Below are 15998 nucleotides of genomic sequence, written 5' to 3' on the forward strand. Positions count from 1 at the left end.
AAGCATTATGAAACATAAAGTTAAAAAAATTCATTTTATCGGCATCGGTGGCTCAGGCATGAGCGGCATTGCCGAAGTGTTGCTGAATCTAGGCTTTGAAGTCAGCGGCTCGGACTTGGCCAGCAATGCGACCACCAGGCGCTTGCAAGGTTTTGGGGCCACGGTATTTCAAGGGCATGCCACTGAGCATCTTGGCAATGCGGATGTCGTGGTAGTCTCCAGCGCGATCAATGAAGAAAACCCGGAAATTATGGCTGCCCGAGCACGTAAAGTGCCGGTGATTCCACGGGCGGTCATGCTCGCAGAGTTGATGCGCTTCAAGCAAGGCATCGCCGTGGCAGGCACGCATGGCAAAACGACGACGACCAGCCTGATTGCCAGTATTTTGGCTGAGGCCGATATGGATCCGACCTTTGTGATTGGCGGCAAGCTCGAAGCCGCCAGCGCCAATGCCCGTCTGGGCACCGGTGAGTTGATCGTGGTGGAGGCCGATGAGTCGGATGCGTCGTTCTTGCACCTGACCCCGATCATGGCCGTGGTGACCAATATCGACCAGGATCACATGGACACCTATGAGCACAGTTTTGACAAACTCAAAACGGCCTTCGTTGAGTTCTTGCAACAGATCCCTTTCTGGGGCATGGCGGTGTTGTGTATCGATGACGCCAATGTGCGTGAAATCCTGCCGCGCGTGACACGTCCGGTGACGACCTATGGCACGCACGAAGAGGCCGCGATCCGTGCAGAAAACATCGTTGCCGACAACGGCAAAATGCATTTCACCCTGGTGCGTAAAAACGGCGTGACCGTACGTAACGAGGTGACCTTGAATCTGCCAGGCCACCATTATGTGCTGAATGCACTGGCGGCGATTGCGATTGCCACTGAGTTGAATGTCCCGGACGCTGCCATCCTCAAGGCGTTGGCCGAGTTCCGCGGGGTGGGCCGCCGCTTTGAGCGTTATGGTGAAATCGCGATCAAGCACGACGGGCATCCCGGTGGACACTTCACGCTGGTGGATGACTACGGACATCACCCGATTGAAATGCAGGCAGTGATAGCCGCCGCGCGCGGCGCTTTTCCTGACCGCCGCCTGGTGCTTGCCTTCCAGCCGCACCGCTACACGCGTACCCGTGATTGTTTTGAAGATTTTGTAAAAGTGCTGTCGACGGTGGATGCGCTGTTGTTAACCGAAGTGTATGCGGCGGGTGAGTCGCCGATTGTGGCGGCAGATACGCGCAGCCTGATCCGCGCCATCCGCGTCAACGGCAAGGTGGAGCCTCGCTTTGTCGAAACTACCGAAGAACTGCCCGCAGCCATTCTTGAGAGTGTGCTGCCTGGCGATGTGGTGGTGGTGATGGGCGCTGGCAATATCGGTAGCGTAGCGGCCAAAACACGGGAGCTGGCCAGCGTATGAGTGCCGCCGGTGTGAAATCCTTGGGGTTGCAAGTGCTCAAAAACGAGCCTTTGGCCCGCTATACCAGCTGGCGTGTCGGCGGTCCGGCAGACCGGCTGGTGCTGGCAGACAGCGTGCAAGCGTTGCAACAGTTTTTGCAGCAGTTATCGGCCAGTGAACCGCTGACCTTTATTGGCTTGGGCAGCAACCTGCTGGTACGCGATGGGGGCGTGCGCGGGACGGTGGTGGTCATGCACCAGGCGCTGCAAGCGCTGGAGGTGCAGGGTGAACGTATTTATGCCGATGCGGGCGTGACCTGCGCTAAGTTGGCGCGCTTTGCTGCCAGTCAGGACCGCGCGGGTGCCGAGTTTATGGCAGGGATTCCTGGCACCGTAGGCGGCGCGCTGGCAATGAATGCCGGTTGTTATGGGGGCGAAACCTGGCAGTGGGTGGATGAAGTAAAAACGATTAACCGTGCAGGCTTGGTGCAAACGCGCATGAAAGCAGAATACCAGCCCAGTTATCGACATGTGACCCATCCAGCAGCAGATGAGTGGTTTTTAGGCGGCTGGTTTGCCGTGCCAGCGGGGGATGGCAAGGCTTCAGCCGAACAGATTAAGCAGTTGCTGGCAAAGCGCTTGGCCAGCCAGCCACTGAATATGCCGAGCGCCGGTTCTACCTTCAGGAATCCTGAAGGCGATTTCGCCGCCCGCCTGATTGAAGCCTCGGGCTTGAAGGGGCTCACCATTGGTGGTGCGCAGGTGTCGGAAAAGCATGCCAATTTTATTGTGAATCTGGGGCATGCCAGCGCGGCGGATATTGAATCTTTGATCGAGCAGGTGAAAAGCACCGTGCTCGCCAAACAAGGCGTGGCATTGGTACAGGAAGTTAAAGTCATTGGGGAAGGTGTTTTACAAGCATGAGTGCAAGTCAGTCTCAATTTGGCAAAGTAGCGGTGTTGTTTGGTGGTCGCTCTGGCGAGCGTGAAGTGTCGCTCAAAAGCGGCTCTGCGGTACTGGCGGCCTTGCAGCGCCAAGGCGTAGATGCGCATGCCTTTGACCCGGCCACACAGGATTTGTCTGCGCTCAAAGCGTATGACCGTGCCTTTATTGCCTTGCATGGCCGCTATGGCGAAGACGGCACCATACAGGGTGCGCTCGAATTGATGGGCATCCCTTATACCGGTAGTGGTGTCATGGCATCCGCACTTGGCATGGATAAATGGCGCACCAAGCTGCTGTGGACGGCCGCGGGCGTGACAACCCCTAACTACGTGCTCATGGACGACACGACCCATGTGGAGAATGTGGTGACGGCACTCGGTTTGCCGCTATTTATTAAACCGGCCAATGAGGGTTCCAGCATCGGGGTCAGCAAGGTCAAGCAGGCCAGCGATGTACCGCCTGCTTATGCACTGGCCAAACAATCAGACCCGCTGGTGATTGCCGAACAGTTTGTCGGTGGCGGCGAATATACCGTGGGCATCTTGGGCGAGACTGCGCTACCTATCGTACGCATTGTGCCCAAAAACGAATATTACGATTACGAAGCCAAGTATTTGCGTGATGACACTGAATACCGCTGCCCATGCGGCCTGTCTGCCGTGCAGGAGCAACAGATCCAGGCTGAAGCCGTACAGGCATTCAAGGTACTGGGCTGCAAAGGCTGGGGCCGGGTGGACTTTTTGATGGATGAGGCGGGTAAACATTATTTTCTGGAGGTGAATACCAGCCCTGGCATGACCGATCACAGCCTGGTGCCGATGGCCGCCAAAGCGGCGGGCATGGATTTTGATGCCCTGGTGATCCGTATTTTGCAACAAACACTGGGTAACGTTTAAAGAGGACGGCCAAGAGGATGTGGGATAGACCAACATTGCTGAACTGGATTGCCAACCTGCTGTTTTCGCTGGTGGTGGTGATGCTGTTATACGCCTTGTTGTTCGTGGTGTTGCATTTGCCCATCTTCCCGGTCAAGCAAGTGCAGGTAGAGGGTAACCTGGATCATGTCAATCATGAGCAGATTCAGTTAATTGTGCGCAAATACCTCAAGGGCAACTTTTACACGCTAGACCTGCAACGCACGCGGACCGCTTTTGAAAAGTTACCCTGGGCACGCAAGGTCGCGGTCCGCCGCCAGTGGCCAGACACCATTGTGGTGCAGATTGAGGAACATCAGGCCCTGGGCCGCTGGGGCGGCGTGGCCTTGGTCAACAAACATGGCGAGCTGTTCCAGGCCGCCTCGGATGAGCAATTGCCGACCTTTTATGGGCCGGGTGATGCAGTGAAAGAAGTCGCGCAAGGCTATGCTAGCTTTGCGCAGATGCTGGCAGGCACGCCGCTACAGATACAGCAGCTGAGCCTGTCCTCCCGGCGCGCTTGGGAAATTAAAACAGCGGATGGCCGCCAGATGATGCTGGGGCGGGAAGCCGCGAAACAAAGATTGCAACAGTTTGTGACGGCTTACCGTCAGCAAGCAAGTATTGCAGAGAGCGACTGGCGTTATGCAGATTTGCGCTACCCGAATGGCTTTGCCTTGCGCATGCCACGGCCTGGGGCGTAGGCGGCAGACAGCCAGAAAGATGGTCAAGGAAAACACATGAGTAGAGTCAGAGAAGATAAGAATTTGATCGTGGGGCTGGATATCGGCACCTCGAAGATTGTTGCGATTGCGGCAGAAATCTTGCCGGAAGGCACCCTGAAAGTGATTGGGGTTGGGCAGCATGCTTCCCGTGGCTTGAAAAAAGGCGTGGTTGTGAATATTGACTCCACCATGCAGGCGATTCAGCGCGCGATTGAAGAAGTGGAGCTGATGGCGGATTGCAAAATCAATACGGTGTATTCCGGCATTGCAGGCAGCCACGTCAAGAGCCTGAACTCGCATGGCATGGTGAAAATCAAGGAGAGCGAAGTCTCGCAGATGGATATCGACCGCGTGGTGGAAACAGCGCGTGCGATTGCGCTACCGGCCGACCAGCAGATTCTGCATATCCTGACCCAGGAATTCATTATCGACGGTCAGGAAGATGTGCGCGAACCGTTGGGCATGAGTGGCATCCGCCTCGAAGTGCGGGTACATATTGTGACCGGTGCCATTGCCGCGGCGCAGAACATCGTCAAATGTATCAAGCGCTGCGGGCTGGAAGTCAGTGACCTGATTCTGCAGCCATTGGCTTCGAGTGAGTCGGTGCTGACGGATGATGAAAAGGAACTGGGTGTCTGCCTGGTGGATATCGGTGGCGGCACCACAGACCTGGCAGTGTTCAAGAATGGCGCGATCCGCCATACCGCCGTGATCCCGATTGCCGGTGACCAGATCACCAATGACATTGCAGTGGCCTTGCGTACACCAACGCAGTCTGCAGAAGAAATCAAGGTCAAGCACGGCTGCGCTTTGCGCCAGTTGGCTGACCCGCGTGAAGTGGTAGAAGTGCCAGCCGTGGATGGCCGTGAACCGCGTCAGTTGTCCTGCCAGGCCCTGACCGAGGTGATCGAAGACCGCGTCGAAGAGATTTATGAGTTTGTGCAGCAAGAACTGCGTCGCAGCGGCATGGAGTCCATGATTGCTTCTGGCATCGTCATCACCGGTGGTGCAGCACAGATGCGCGGTATGGTCGAGTTGGGCGAAGAAATTTTCCATACCCCGGTGCGCCTGGGCGTGCCGAGGTATGTGGAAGGCTTATCAGAAGTGGTGGGCAATCCGCGTTATGCCACTGGCATTGGCCTATTGCTGATGGCCAAGCAGCAGGTGGAGAAACAAATGGTGGGTGATCTGCAATCCGGTTCGTTTGGCAGGTTGCTCGAAAGGATGAAGAGCTGGTTTACCGGCAACTTTTAGGTTTTTTTTGTGGTTTTTTAAATGTGTTTTAGGGCGAGTGTGCGGGGCAAACCAAGCACTCAAATAATAGGCAATGGAGGGTGAGTATGATTGAGATTTTTGACAAAGAGAATGATGGTGCCGTAATCAAGGTGATTGGTGTCGGTGGTTGCGGTGGAAACGCCGTTGAGCACATGATGACCAAGAGCGTGACCGGCGTGGAGTTTATTTGCGCCAACACCGACATGCAGGCGCTGAAAAAGAGCCATGCTAAAGTCGTGTTGCAAATTGGTTCTGACATTACCAAAGGCCTGGGTGCCGGTGCTAAACCGGAAATCGGCCGCGAAGCAGCCTTGGAAGACCGTGACAGCATCGCCGAAACCATAGACGGTGCGGATATGTTGTTTATTACTGCAGGCATGGGTGGCGGTACCGGTACCGGGGCAGCACCGATCATTGCAGAAGTGGCGCGTGAAATGGGTATCCTGACCGTGGCCGTGGTGACCAAGCCGTTTGCCTTTGAAGGTAAACGTGCCAAAGTGGCGCAAGAAGGCCTGGAAGAACTTTCACAGTATGTAGACTCTCTTATCGTTATTCCTAACGAGAAGTTGATGGACGTGCTGGGTGAAGACGTGACCGTGGTGGAAGCTTACCGTGCTGCCAACGACGTGTTGCATAATGCGGTTTCCGGCATTGCAGAAATCATTAACTGCCCAGGCTTGGTCAACGTCGACTTTGCTGACGTACGTACCGTGATGTCTGAAATGGGCATGGCGATGATGGGCTCTGCTGAAGCCAGCGGTCCTAACCGTGCCCGTATTGCGGCTGAACAAGCGGTCGCCAGCCCATTGCTGGAAGACGTAAATCTGGCCAATGCACGTGGCGTACTGGTCAACATCAGTGCCAGCGGCAGCTTCAAGATGCGTGAATACTATGATGTGATGAACACCATTAAAGAATTCACTGCTGAAGACGCAACCGTGATTGTCGGTAACGTGATGGATGAAAGCATGGGCGATAACCTGCGTGTGACCATGGTGGCCACCGGCTTGAATGGTTCCGTCGGTAAACGCCAGGCTAAACCAGAGCTCAAGGTGATGACCACTCTGCGTGATGGCACGACTAACCAGCCGATTTTCAATGCGGTGGAAGAAGACGAACCAGCGGTATTCACCAGCAATAGCCGTCGTGCACAGGTAGAAGCGATGAAAAATTCCGGGATTGAAGAGTACGATATCCCAGCATTTTTGCGCAAGCAGGCAGACTAATGATGAGCCTGGCTACACCGGATGTATGACAGGTGAGGCCAGATGAATCATAAGTGAGTACAGCGATTGGCTTATAATGTCGCCAATCATTAATTGTAGAGAAAACCATGTTAAAGCAACGCACGCTTAAACAAACGATCAGCGCCACCGGCGTTGGGCTGCACAGTGGTGAAAAAGTCACGCTGACGCTCAAACCTGCGCCCGCTGATCATGGAGTGGTGTTCCAGCGCATCGATTTGCCCGATGCGCCTGCCATGCGGGTCGCCCCGACAGCAGTGAATGACACTCGCCTGAGCTCCGCCCTAGAGTTTTCAGGTGCGCGCGTGGCTACCGTGGAGCATTTGATGTCTGCCCTCGCCGGTTTGGGGGTAGACAATGTATTGATAGAGCTGACGGCTGCCGAAGTGCCCATCATGGATGGCAGTTCGGGGCCGTTTATCTATCTCTTGCAAACTGCCGGATTGCAAGAACTGGAGGCGCCGAAGAAGTTTGTGCGTATCCTGAAGCCGGTAGAAGTACAAGAAGGTGATAAATGGGCAAAATTTACACCGCATCATGGCTTTAAAGCCGAATTTACCATTGATTTTGCACATCCCGTATTTGAATACTCTGGCAAAACGGTCACCATAGACTATGACAGCCAGAGCTATGTGGACGAGATCAGCCGTGCGCGCACCTTCGGGTTTATGCATGAGGTCGAATACCTGCGTGCGAATGGCCTCGCTAAAGGCGGCAGCCTGGATAACGCGATTGTGCTCGATGAATACAAAGTCCTCAATGGCGGTGGCTTACGCTACGACGACGAGTTTGCTAAGCACAAGGTACTCGATGCGATTGGCGACCTCTATATTCTCGGCTACCCGATTATCGGCCAGTTTACCGCATTCAAATCTGGGCATGCCTTGAACAATCAACTGTTGCGCGCCTTGCTGGCTGACGAAACAGCCTGGGAGTATTGTACGTTTGATAACGATGCCCATGCGCCAGTCGGTTTTGTCAAACAGCGTGATTATTTCAATCCGGCACCGTTGTTGCCGGTGTAAACAGCGTCCAGGCAAATAACCATGTGGTGGATCCGTATCCTGTTTAGCGTGCTGGTGTTAAGCACCCTGATCTTGGGCTTGCTGGGTTGGCAGACCGGGCAGCCCCGCTACTGGCGCTGGCTCAAAGCGGTCTGGCGCGGTGGTTTTGTGGTGGTTTTGTTATTGCTGCTGTTCTTTTTCCTCAGTCGATTGGCCAGAATTTGAAGTTGATCACGGACACACGTGATCGTTGATGCATGAAGACTAGACTTTTCTCTTTCGTGGCACTGGCTGCCTGTTTGCTCGCCTTGTCGACCGCCGTATTTGCGGGCGATGCTGAGGTCTATGCACAGGCTAAACAGGCCTATCAAACCAGAAACCTTAACCAGTTAAGCGAAGCGACCGAAACCCTCAGGCAAAAGCGCTCGCCATTGCTACCTTATTTGCAATACTGGCAAATGATCCTCACCCTGGATCAGCTTTCTTATTACCAGGTGCAAGCCTTTTTGCAAGAGAACAATGAGTCCCTGCTGTCGCAACGCGTGCGTGAATTATGGTTGAAGCGACTGGGCCGGTTGCAGTTCTGGGACCAGTTTGTTGAGATGCGGGCGCAAATGCCCATGTATTACAGCCTGAATGATGTGGGTAACCAGTGTTATCAGGTGCAGGCGGGGATCGCCATGGATGACCCCAACGCTTATGAAGATGGCAAAAAACTGTTGCTGGCAGGCAAAGACTTGCCGCCAGATTGCCAAGGCATGCTGGAAGCATTGCAGCAGGTTGGCGTACTGGATGAGAAATTGTTACTGACGCTTTACCGTGATGCGCTGTTTGCCAATAAAGCCAGCCTGGCAAAAGTGATGGCCAAACGGAGCAGCAAAACAGATGCAGCCCTGTTTAAACAGCTCGACGAAGTCACGCAAAACCCGGCGTTGGCGCTAAAAAAAGGCAGCATCCAGGACCGTAGTGCTTATGGCCGCGCGTTATATATGTATGCCATACACCGTCAAGCCAAGGCCGAGATTGAGGTGGCGCGTGCCAGTTATCAAAAATATAACGGTTTTCTGGACGCCGAGGAAAAGCAACTGGTGCTGGCGTATATCGCGCTGGAAGCGGCGCGTAAACATGCCCCAGAAGCCTTGCAAAGCTTTAGTAAAGTCAATGCCGCCGTGTTCAATAACGAACAATGGGAATGGTTTGCGCGGGCGGCTCTGCGCCAGCAAGACTGGACGCAATTACTCAAGGTGATCAATGAGATGCCCGCGGCCTTGGCTGAAGAACCCGCCTGGCGTTATTGGAAAGCCCGGGCGTTATTAGTGAAAGGGCAGCCCGCAGAAGCCAATGCCTTGTTGGCCAAGCTCTCGCAAGAGCGGCATTTTTACGGCTGGCTGGCCGCGGAGGATTTGGGACCGGTGCTAGGCGAACCGACTGCCACTTATCAACCGGCTGACGACGAAGTCCGGCAATTTGCGCGGCAGCCACCAGTCAAGCGCATGGAAGCGTTGTTTGATGTTGACGCACGTTATGAGGCACGCCTGGAATGGATGTACTTGCTGGAGGCGCTCGACGACCCAGGCCGTATTGTCGCAGCACAATATGCCATGTTAAAAGGCTGGTATGACCTGGCCGTGCTGGCGGCAGACAAAACCAGCCGTACACATAACTTTGAGTTGCGCTATCCCACGCCCTACCGCGATTACCTGCAAAAAGCCTCGCGAAGCCGGGAGATTGATGAGGCCTGGGTGTACGGCATTATCCGGCAGGAAAGCCGTTTTATGCACTATGCCAAATCTTCAGTGGGGGCTGGCGGCTTAATGCAGGTGATGCCCACGACTGCTAAATGGATTGCCAAAAAGCTCGGCTTGAGCAGCTACCACGACGGCATGCTGCATGACATCGAAACCAATGTGAACTTGGGCACTTATTACATGCGCTATACGCTGGATACATTCAACGGCCAGGAAGTGATGGCCACGGCTGCCTATAACGCCGGACCCAGCCGGGCGCGGCGCTGGGCGGCTAATACCCCGCTTGAAGGGGCCATTTACGCCGAGACTATCCCGTTTAGCGAGACACGCAATTATGTGAAAAAAGTGCTGGCCAACGCCCACATGTATGCGGCGCGGTTAGGTTTGCCTGTGCTGACGCTCAAAAAGCGCCTGGGCACGATTCCTGCCCGCACGCTGGCCGATGCTGACACGGTCACCACGACGATCACGATTTCTGAGCAAGAGTAACAGACCGTTTTTGGGTACAATATCAGGCAAGCACGGAATAATTTAACGCAAGACGTATCAGGACAAGCAAATGAAGACAGTCACAGTGTTAGGTGGTAGTGGTTTTGTTGGTAGCAGTGTGGTCGCCAGGCTAGATCAGGCCGGTTACCGCGTCAAAGTGATCACGCGTCGTCGCGAGCAGGCCAAGCATTTGATCCTTCTACCGCAAGTGCAGGTCGTGGAATGCGATATCCATGATGAAGCTGCCCTCAAGGCTCAGCTGCAAGGCAGTGATGTGGTGATCAACTTGATCGGCGTCCTGCATCAAACCCGTGATAACGCTTTTGAGAAAATGCATCACCAGTTTCCCCGCCGTGTCTCCGAGCTGTGCGAAGCACTGGGAATTCCACGCTTGCTGCACATGAGTGCATTGCAAGCCTCTGCCACCGCACCAAGCGAATACTTGCGCAGTAAAGCGGCCGGGGACAGTGCGGTCATGGCCTTTAGTAAAAAGCTGCATGTGACGATCTTCCGGCCTTCTGTGATTTTTGGCACGCGTGACCGCTTTATCAACCTGTTTGCCAAGCTGATCCAATGGATCCCTGTGCTGGCGCTAGCCATGCCTAACGCCAAGTTCCAGCCAATCTGGGTGGAAGACGTGGCCGCCGCCATGGTGAATGCCGTTGACGAACCTGCCACCTATGGTAAAACCTACGAGTTGGGTGGGCCGGCCATCATGACCTTGCAACAGATCATAGAGGCGGTCATGAAAACCATTCATGTGCAGCGCCCCATCCTAGGCTTGAGCTTGCGTATGTCGCTATTACAAGGCAGCTTTATGCAGCTGCTGCCCATCAAGCTGATTTCGCGCGATAACGTCAAATCCATGCAGGTGGATAACGTGTGCCAGCAACCGATGGCCAACGAGTTATGTGTCGTGCCGACTGATATGTTTGCCGTGATTTCCGGATACCTGGTAAAAAACAACCCACGCGGAGCGTATGACCAGTTCCGTGCGGCGGCGGGGCGTGTGATTAACGCCAGACGTTAATCGCTTACAGGGTCGCCTGTTATGCAGATTTATCAAGTGGGCGGCGCCGTGCGGGATACCTTGCTTGGCCTGCCCGTCAAAGACCGTGACTATGTGGTGGTCGGGACCACTCCAGAGCAAATGCTGGCCGCGGGCTACCGGACGGTGGGCAAAGATTTTCCTGTCTTTTTACATCCACATACCCAGCAAGAGTATGCGCTGGCCCGTACCGAGCGTAAAACAGCCAAGGGTTACAAAGGGTTTAGCGTCCACGCTTCACCTGAGGTGACGCTGGAGGAGGACTTGGCCAGGCGCGATTTCACCATGAATGCCATTGCCCAGGCAGAAGATGGTCAACTGATTGATCCTTTTGGCGGCCAGTCCGATATCGAAAAAAGACTGCTGCGACATGTGACCGCTGCATTCAGTGAAGACCCGGTCAGAATCCTGCGTGCTGCCCGCTTTCTGGCCAGATTTACCGATTTTAGTGTCGCCCCTGAAACCATGGCATTGATGTGCGAGATGGTCGCTGCCGGAGAGGTCGATGCCCTGGTGCCTGAACGTGTCTGGCAAGAAATTGCCAAAGGTCTGCTCGAGTCCAAGCCTAGCCGGATGTTTGAGATGCTGCGCGCATGCGGTGCGTTGAAAATCATTTTCCCTGAACTGGATCGTTTGTGGGGGGTGCCGCAAACCGCCACCTATCACCCGGAAGTGGATACCGGTGTCCATGTCATGATGGTGATTGACTATGCCGCCAGCCAACAGTTTAGCTTGCCGGTGCGTTTTGCTGCCTTGACGCATGACCTTGGCAAAGGCACGACACCGGCTGAGGTGTTGCCGCGCCATATTGGCCATGAGTTGCGCAGTGTGGACTTGATTCGCGATGTGGTGGCCCGCCTGAAAGTGCCCAACGACTGCAAGGACCTCGCCCTCGTGGTGGCGAAGTACCATGGCAAATTACATGCGGCGCGGCAAATGAAAGCGGCCACGTTATTGCATTTTTTAGAGGAGCTGGACGCGTTCAGGCAACGTAGCCGTTTTGAGGATTTTCTCAAGGCCTGCGAATGCGACAGCCGCGGCCGCCTTGGGCTGGAACAGTGTCCCCTGGAGGATGCCGAGCACTTGATGTCTGCACTGCAAGCCGCTCTCACCGTGGACGCTGGTGCGATTGCTCAACAATGCCAGTCACCGGCGCAGATCAAGCAAGCGGTGGCTGACGCCAGAACTGCAGCCATCCGCCAGGCCATGCAGCTGCATTAACCCTCACAATGACCGTGCCTGCTTGCAATGCACTTAAGCAGAGGTCTGTAAGATAATCCTGCCCCTGCCTTGATGTTTGGCGAGATACATCAAACGGTCAACGTCCGCTACAAAATCTTTCAACTCGTCCGCTGTGGTCGGAATCATACTGCCCACCCCGACACTGATGGTGAGTAACTGGCTAATGGCTGAATCCGGGTGCGGAATTTGTGCCTTAAAGATCAGGTTGCGGCAGCGCTCTGCAATCTTGCCCGCCGCTGCAAGGTCGGTGTCTGGCAAAATCCAGGCAAACTCTTCGCCGCCAAACCTGGCAAAGAAGTCTTTGGCGCGGGTACCCGCACGCGCTAAGGTATTGGCTACCTGCTTGAGAATCTCATCACCTTTTAAATGGCCGTGAAAGTCATTAAATTGCTTGAAGTAATCAATATCTATCATCATCAGGGCCAGTGGTTGCTGATGTTGGCAGGCTTCCAGCCACTCTCGCGCAAGCACCTCCTCAAACCTGCGGCGGTTGGCCACCCCTGTCAGTCCATCTTGATAAGACAGCATTTCTAGTTGTTTTTGCAAGTCCAGTAATTGCTGTTCTGTCTGCTTGCGTTCGCTGATGTCAAACATAAAGCCTATCAGCGCTTCTGGCTCGCCATTTGCAGCACGGATCACATGCACGACGTCACGTATCCAGACAACGCCGCCATCGGCGGTGAGCGCACGGTAGTCTGCCTCGTGATCGCGCCCTTGCAGGGATTGGCTGACACAGAAGTTAAATACCCTTTCCCGGTCTTCCTCGTGCATACGAGCCACCCAATCTTCTACAGATTGCCAGCTGTCCGGTGTCCAGCCGAGCAAGGCTTCGATTTGCGGGCCAATATAGCTGAAGCGTTTGGAGGCCCAATCGATTTTCCATGGAATCGCTTTGGTGGATTCCAACAAGGTTTTATAGGTATCCTGATCTTGAGGTGGCTGAGCGTGATTCATGGCGATAACAGAGGTGTGACGAATTGATCAAGGCTAGCGGACAGCGGTTTTGATCGCAATAGCCAATTCAGGCTTGTTTCACTAGGAAAGCGTTCACTTCATGGGCCAATGCTTGGCCTAATTGCAGGTGTTGTGGTGCATCCAGGTGTACACCATCTACATCACTGGCGGTGACCAGAGCCCCTGCATCAAAAAACAGGCAGTCTAAGGCCTGGCTCACTTCCCGAAAAGCTGGGGCCAAGCCCTGACTCTTTTGCGAGGCACCGGCGAATTTTTCCGCGAGCTGTCCTTGCGGCTGCCTGACCAGCGGTGGTGCCACGATCATGACCGGCGGGACTGGCATACCGGGTTCTATGGGTGCTTGCCGTATCGTTGTCACCAGGCTGCTGATGCCTTGCGCGGCGTGCCAGGCGGTGTGTGGGTGCATAGATTGAAAATCATTGGTCCCCAGCATCAAGATCACCAGTGCCAGCGGGGAATGGATTTCGATACGCTGGGCCAAGCCTTGCTGGCCGTTACGGCCAGGTTTGAACGGGTCTTCAAACACCGTACGTCTACCGTTCAGACAATCTTCAATCACACGTACATGCTGGCCCATGAGTGTCAGGCTGATCTCGAGGACGCCAGGCCAACGCTGATCAAACGGCAAGCGTTGGCGCGTATTGGGGATGATGCCCCAGCTTAATGAGTCTGAATAAACCAGGATCTGCTGCATGTTTCACCTCACCTCACCTCACCTCATGGGGCGCCTCCCGCTAAAACGTCGCTTATTGCGGGCGGGGCTGCAATAAGCGCTGGATATTCAGCTAATGGATATTTAGAAAATGCTGGATGGCAAATTTGGCCAGAAAACCCACTAGTCCCAACGTCAGCGCCAAAAACAAGGCAAACGTCCCGGTTTTTCCGGCTTTGGACTTCCATGCCAGGTTGCCCACAATAAAAACAATAAACAGCATGAGGAAAGCGAGGCCCCAGGACATGCCAAACTCGGTGAGTTGGGCCTCATTCATGCCAAAAACAGTGGTTTCCATCCTTAATACTTTCTATTGAAACTTATTGCAGGCAACCCGTAATCAATTGGGTCAGGTGTTGCTCAAGATTGTCGCTGGGTTTGCGTTTGAAGCCGCTTTTGGCAAAAGTGTGCCAGCGGCCCAGCACAAAGCTGATCATGGTATTGGCCGCGGTGCCGGCGTCATTGATTTTGTGGCCTTGTGCTTCGGCAATGCGTAACGATTGCTTGAGGCTGGCCTCCAATCTGTCCAGTAACTGGTTGATGCGCAATTGCAAGGCGTCATCTTCATTGACGAGGGCGTCCCCAATCAACACCCGTGACATGCCGGGATTGCGTTCAGCAAATTTGAGCATGGTTTGCAGCATGAGCTGAACTTGCTTGAGGCCATCGGTTTCGTCGGTGGTGATTTTATTCATGACGCCAAACAGCGCGCCTTCGATAAACTCAATCAAGCCCTCAAACATTTTGGCTTTGTTGGCAAAGTGGCGGTACAAAGCTGCCTCGGAAACATCGAGTTTGGCCGCCAGGGCAGCGGTGGTGATCTTTTCGCCCCGCGGGGTTTGCAGCATGCCAGCCAGGGTTTCCAGAATTTGCTGTTTGCGGTTTGCGCGCGCTTCTTTATTGATGGTAGCCATAATGATGTGTGAGAGTTAGCCTGATCGTGAAATTGTTATTTTGCGCAGTATTTTAACCCTATTCCTTGGCGGCGGGAATGTAAACCGGCCCTTTTTTAAGGCTACTGTGAGTAAGTGCCAACATATGCGATAACCTATATTGCACAAAGTTCGGCTTGCGTAATTTGCGGCTGATCCACACTGTGCGCATGCCTAACCTTTTGGCCGTCATCAGGGCGGGCAGGCTGTCCTCAAACAAAGTGCAATCTGCAGCGCGGCATTTGAGCTGGCGCAGCAATAACTGGAATCCACGCATACTGGGCTTGGCGTGAAAGCCGCTGGATTCCACACTAAATACCAGTGAAAAACAATCTTCAATCCCCAGCACTTGCAGGACCCGTAACGCATATTGACGCGGCGCGTTGGTGAAGACGCATTTACGTCCCGGCAGCTGCTGCAATAATTGCCTGAGTTGTTTGGTGGTGTGCACCATCTCATCCGTCAAAAACGCATGCGTTTCTGCGAGAAAGTGGTGCGGATTCACCCCGTGGTGGCGCATCAATCCTTTCAGTGTCGCCCCATAAACCTGCCAATAATGTTGGCGCAAGGCGCAAGCCGCGGGTTCATCCAATTGCAGATGGTCTTGGATATATTGGGTCATGGCGCGGTTCATCACCGGGAAGATATGTGCAGAGGCGTTGTGCAGGGTGTCATCCAAATCAAACACCCACACCCTGCGCGTCATCACAGATCAGCCGGATTAAAGGACATCAGCCCGCAACTTGGCCGGACGTTGCAGCAAGCGGTTTAGATATTCGTCAAAAACAGCCCGCGGCGGATAAGCTTTGGTGTAACGCAGGCCAAATGCCAGGTGGGTCGCGAGGTAAACATCGGCAGCGGTGAACTGGTCACCGCAGACATAAGCCTGCTGGCGTAGGTGCGACTCCAGCGTATCCAGCGTCAGTGTGAGTGAGCCAAAGCCCAAAAAAGCCTGGCAAGGCGTGCCTAGCGGTGTTTTTTCGGGCGCTTGCCAGTTTAGAAATTCTGCCGTGGTGGCTGCTTCCAGCGGACCGGCAATAAAAAACATCCAGCGGTAAAAAGCGGCCCTTGCCGGCGTGCCAGCGGCGGGAATCAAACCTTGGTCTGAAAAGGTATCTGCCAGGTAAGTCAAAATGGCAGCGGTCTCGGTAACCACAGCCTGGCCATGCTTGAGCGCTGGCACCTTGCCCATAGGATTGATCGCCAGGTACGCTGCTTGTTTCATGGGTTGGCCAAAATCCAGCCACACCACTTCATAGTCCAGCGCCAGTTCCTCCAGCAACCAATGGACGGCACGGCCACGCGACAGTTTGTTGCTATATAAAATAATTTCTGCCATGGTGAACGGAC

Annotated in this window: 17 protein-coding genes; 11 read left to right on the top strand and 6 right to left on the bottom strand. The window is 54.4% G+C overall.

Annotated features, from left to right (window positions below; all coding sequences use genetic code 11):
- Positions 1–7: 7 nt before the first annotated feature.
- The 11 genes from murC (at position 8) to ACIDF8_RS13315 (ending at position 12008) form a co-directional block, all read left to right on the top strand.
- Entirely contained in the window at positions 8–1417 is a 1410-nt protein-coding gene (murC, locus tag ACIDF8_RS13265; protein WP_412011090.1) for a UDP-N-acetylmuramate--L-alanine ligase, read from the top strand.
- The gene (murB, locus tag ACIDF8_RS13270; RefSeq protein WP_412011091.1) at positions 1414–2319 is read left to right on the top strand and encodes a UDP-N-acetylmuramate dehydrogenase; all 906 of its coding nucleotides are present in this window, start codon (positions 1414–1416) and stop codon (positions 2317–2319) included. Before murC ends, murB begins: the two co-directional genes overlap by 4 nt.
- A complete protein-coding gene (locus tag ACIDF8_RS13275; RefSeq protein WP_412011092.1) occupies positions 2316–3236 on the top strand; it encodes a D-alanine--D-alanine ligase in 921 nt (306 codons plus the stop codon). The genes murB and ACIDF8_RS13275 overlap by 4 nt, the downstream gene beginning before the upstream one ends.
- Before the next feature lie 17 nt (positions 3237–3253).
- Entirely contained in the window at positions 3254–3958 is a 705-nt protein-coding gene (locus tag ACIDF8_RS13280; protein ID WP_412011093.1) for a cell division protein FtsQ/DivIB, read from the top strand.
- Between the two features lie 36 nt (positions 3959–3994).
- Positions 3995–5233 carry a cell division protein FtsA gene (gene ftsA, locus ACIDF8_RS13285; RefSeq protein ID WP_412011094.1) on the top strand — a complete coding sequence of 413 codons (1239 nt, stop codon included), beginning with the start codon at positions 3995–3997 and terminating at the stop codon, positions 5231–5233.
- Positions 5234–5319: 86 nt separating this feature from the next.
- Complete coding sequence (gene ftsZ, locus ACIDF8_RS13290; RefSeq protein ID WP_412011095.1) at positions 5320–6480, top strand: cell division protein FtsZ; 1161 nt, start codon at positions 5320–5322, stop codon at positions 6478–6480.
- A gap of 107 nt (positions 6481–6587) precedes the next feature.
- On the top strand, positions 6588–7523 hold the full coding sequence (lpxC, locus tag ACIDF8_RS13295) for a UDP-3-O-acyl-N-acetylglucosamine deacetylase (protein ID WP_412011096.1): 936 nt from the start codon (positions 6588–6590) through the stop codon (positions 7521–7523).
- 21 nt (positions 7524–7544) lie between these two features.
- A complete protein-coding gene (locus ACIDF8_RS13300; RefSeq protein WP_412011097.1) occupies positions 7545–7727 on the top strand; it encodes a hypothetical protein in 183 nt (60 codons plus the stop codon).
- A gap of 32 nt (positions 7728–7759) precedes the next feature.
- Entirely contained in the window at positions 7760–9739 is a 1980-nt protein-coding gene (locus tag ACIDF8_RS13305; protein ID WP_412011098.1) for a transglycosylase SLT domain-containing protein, read from the top strand.
- Between the two features lie 70 nt (positions 9740–9809).
- Positions 9810–10769 carry a complex I NDUFA9 subunit family protein gene (locus ACIDF8_RS13310; RefSeq protein ID WP_412011099.1) on the top strand — a complete coding sequence of 320 codons (960 nt, stop codon included), beginning with the start codon at positions 9810–9812 and terminating at the stop codon, positions 10767–10769.
- Between the two features lie 21 nt (positions 10770–10790).
- Complete coding sequence (locus ACIDF8_RS13315) at positions 10791–12008, top strand: multifunctional CCA addition/repair protein (protein WP_412011100.1); 1218 nt, start codon at positions 10791–10793, stop codon at positions 12006–12008.
- Positions 12009–12041: 33 nt separating this feature from the next.
- On the opposite strand, the gene ACIDF8_RS13320 is transcribed toward ACIDF8_RS13315, so the two are convergent.
- From ACIDF8_RS13320 to ACIDF8_RS13345, 6 genes are all read right to left on the bottom strand, one after another.
- Positions 12042–12983 carry a GGDEF domain-containing protein gene (locus tag ACIDF8_RS13320; protein WP_412011101.1) on the bottom strand — a complete coding sequence of 314 codons (942 nt, stop codon included), beginning with the start codon at positions 12981–12983 and terminating at the stop codon, positions 12042–12044.
- Positions 12984–13050: 67 nt separating this feature from the next.
- Positions 13051–13698 carry an SGNH/GDSL hydrolase family protein gene (locus ACIDF8_RS13325; protein ID WP_412011102.1) on the bottom strand — a complete coding sequence of 216 codons (648 nt, stop codon included), beginning with the start codon at positions 13696–13698 and terminating at the stop codon, positions 13051–13053.
- Between the two features lie 91 nt (positions 13699–13789).
- Positions 13790–14014, bottom strand: a complete 225-nt coding sequence (locus tag ACIDF8_RS13330; protein ID WP_412011103.1) for a DUF2788 domain-containing protein — start codon at positions 14012–14014, stop codon at positions 13790–13792.
- Positions 14015–14036: 22 nt separating this feature from the next.
- Entirely contained in the window at positions 14037–14630 is a 594-nt protein-coding gene (gene slmA / locus ACIDF8_RS13335; protein WP_412011104.1) for a nucleoid occlusion factor SlmA, read from the bottom strand.
- 58 nt (positions 14631–14688) lie between these two features.
- Positions 14689–15354: a pyrimidine 5'-nucleotidase gene (locus ACIDF8_RS13340; protein WP_412011105.1), complete on the bottom strand. Its 666-nt coding sequence runs from the start codon at positions 15352–15354 to the stop codon at positions 14689–14691.
- Positions 15355–15369: 15 nt separating this feature from the next.
- Entirely contained in the window at positions 15370–15987 is a 618-nt protein-coding gene (locus ACIDF8_RS13345) for a glutathione S-transferase family protein (protein ID WP_412011106.1), read from the bottom strand.
- Positions 15988–15998: the final 11 nt, after the last annotated feature.

The sequence above is a fragment of the Methylophilus sp. 3sh_L genome (assembly GCF_046766015.1).
Taxonomy (GTDB): Bacteria; Pseudomonadota; Gammaproteobacteria; order Burkholderiales; family Methylophilaceae; genus Methylophilus.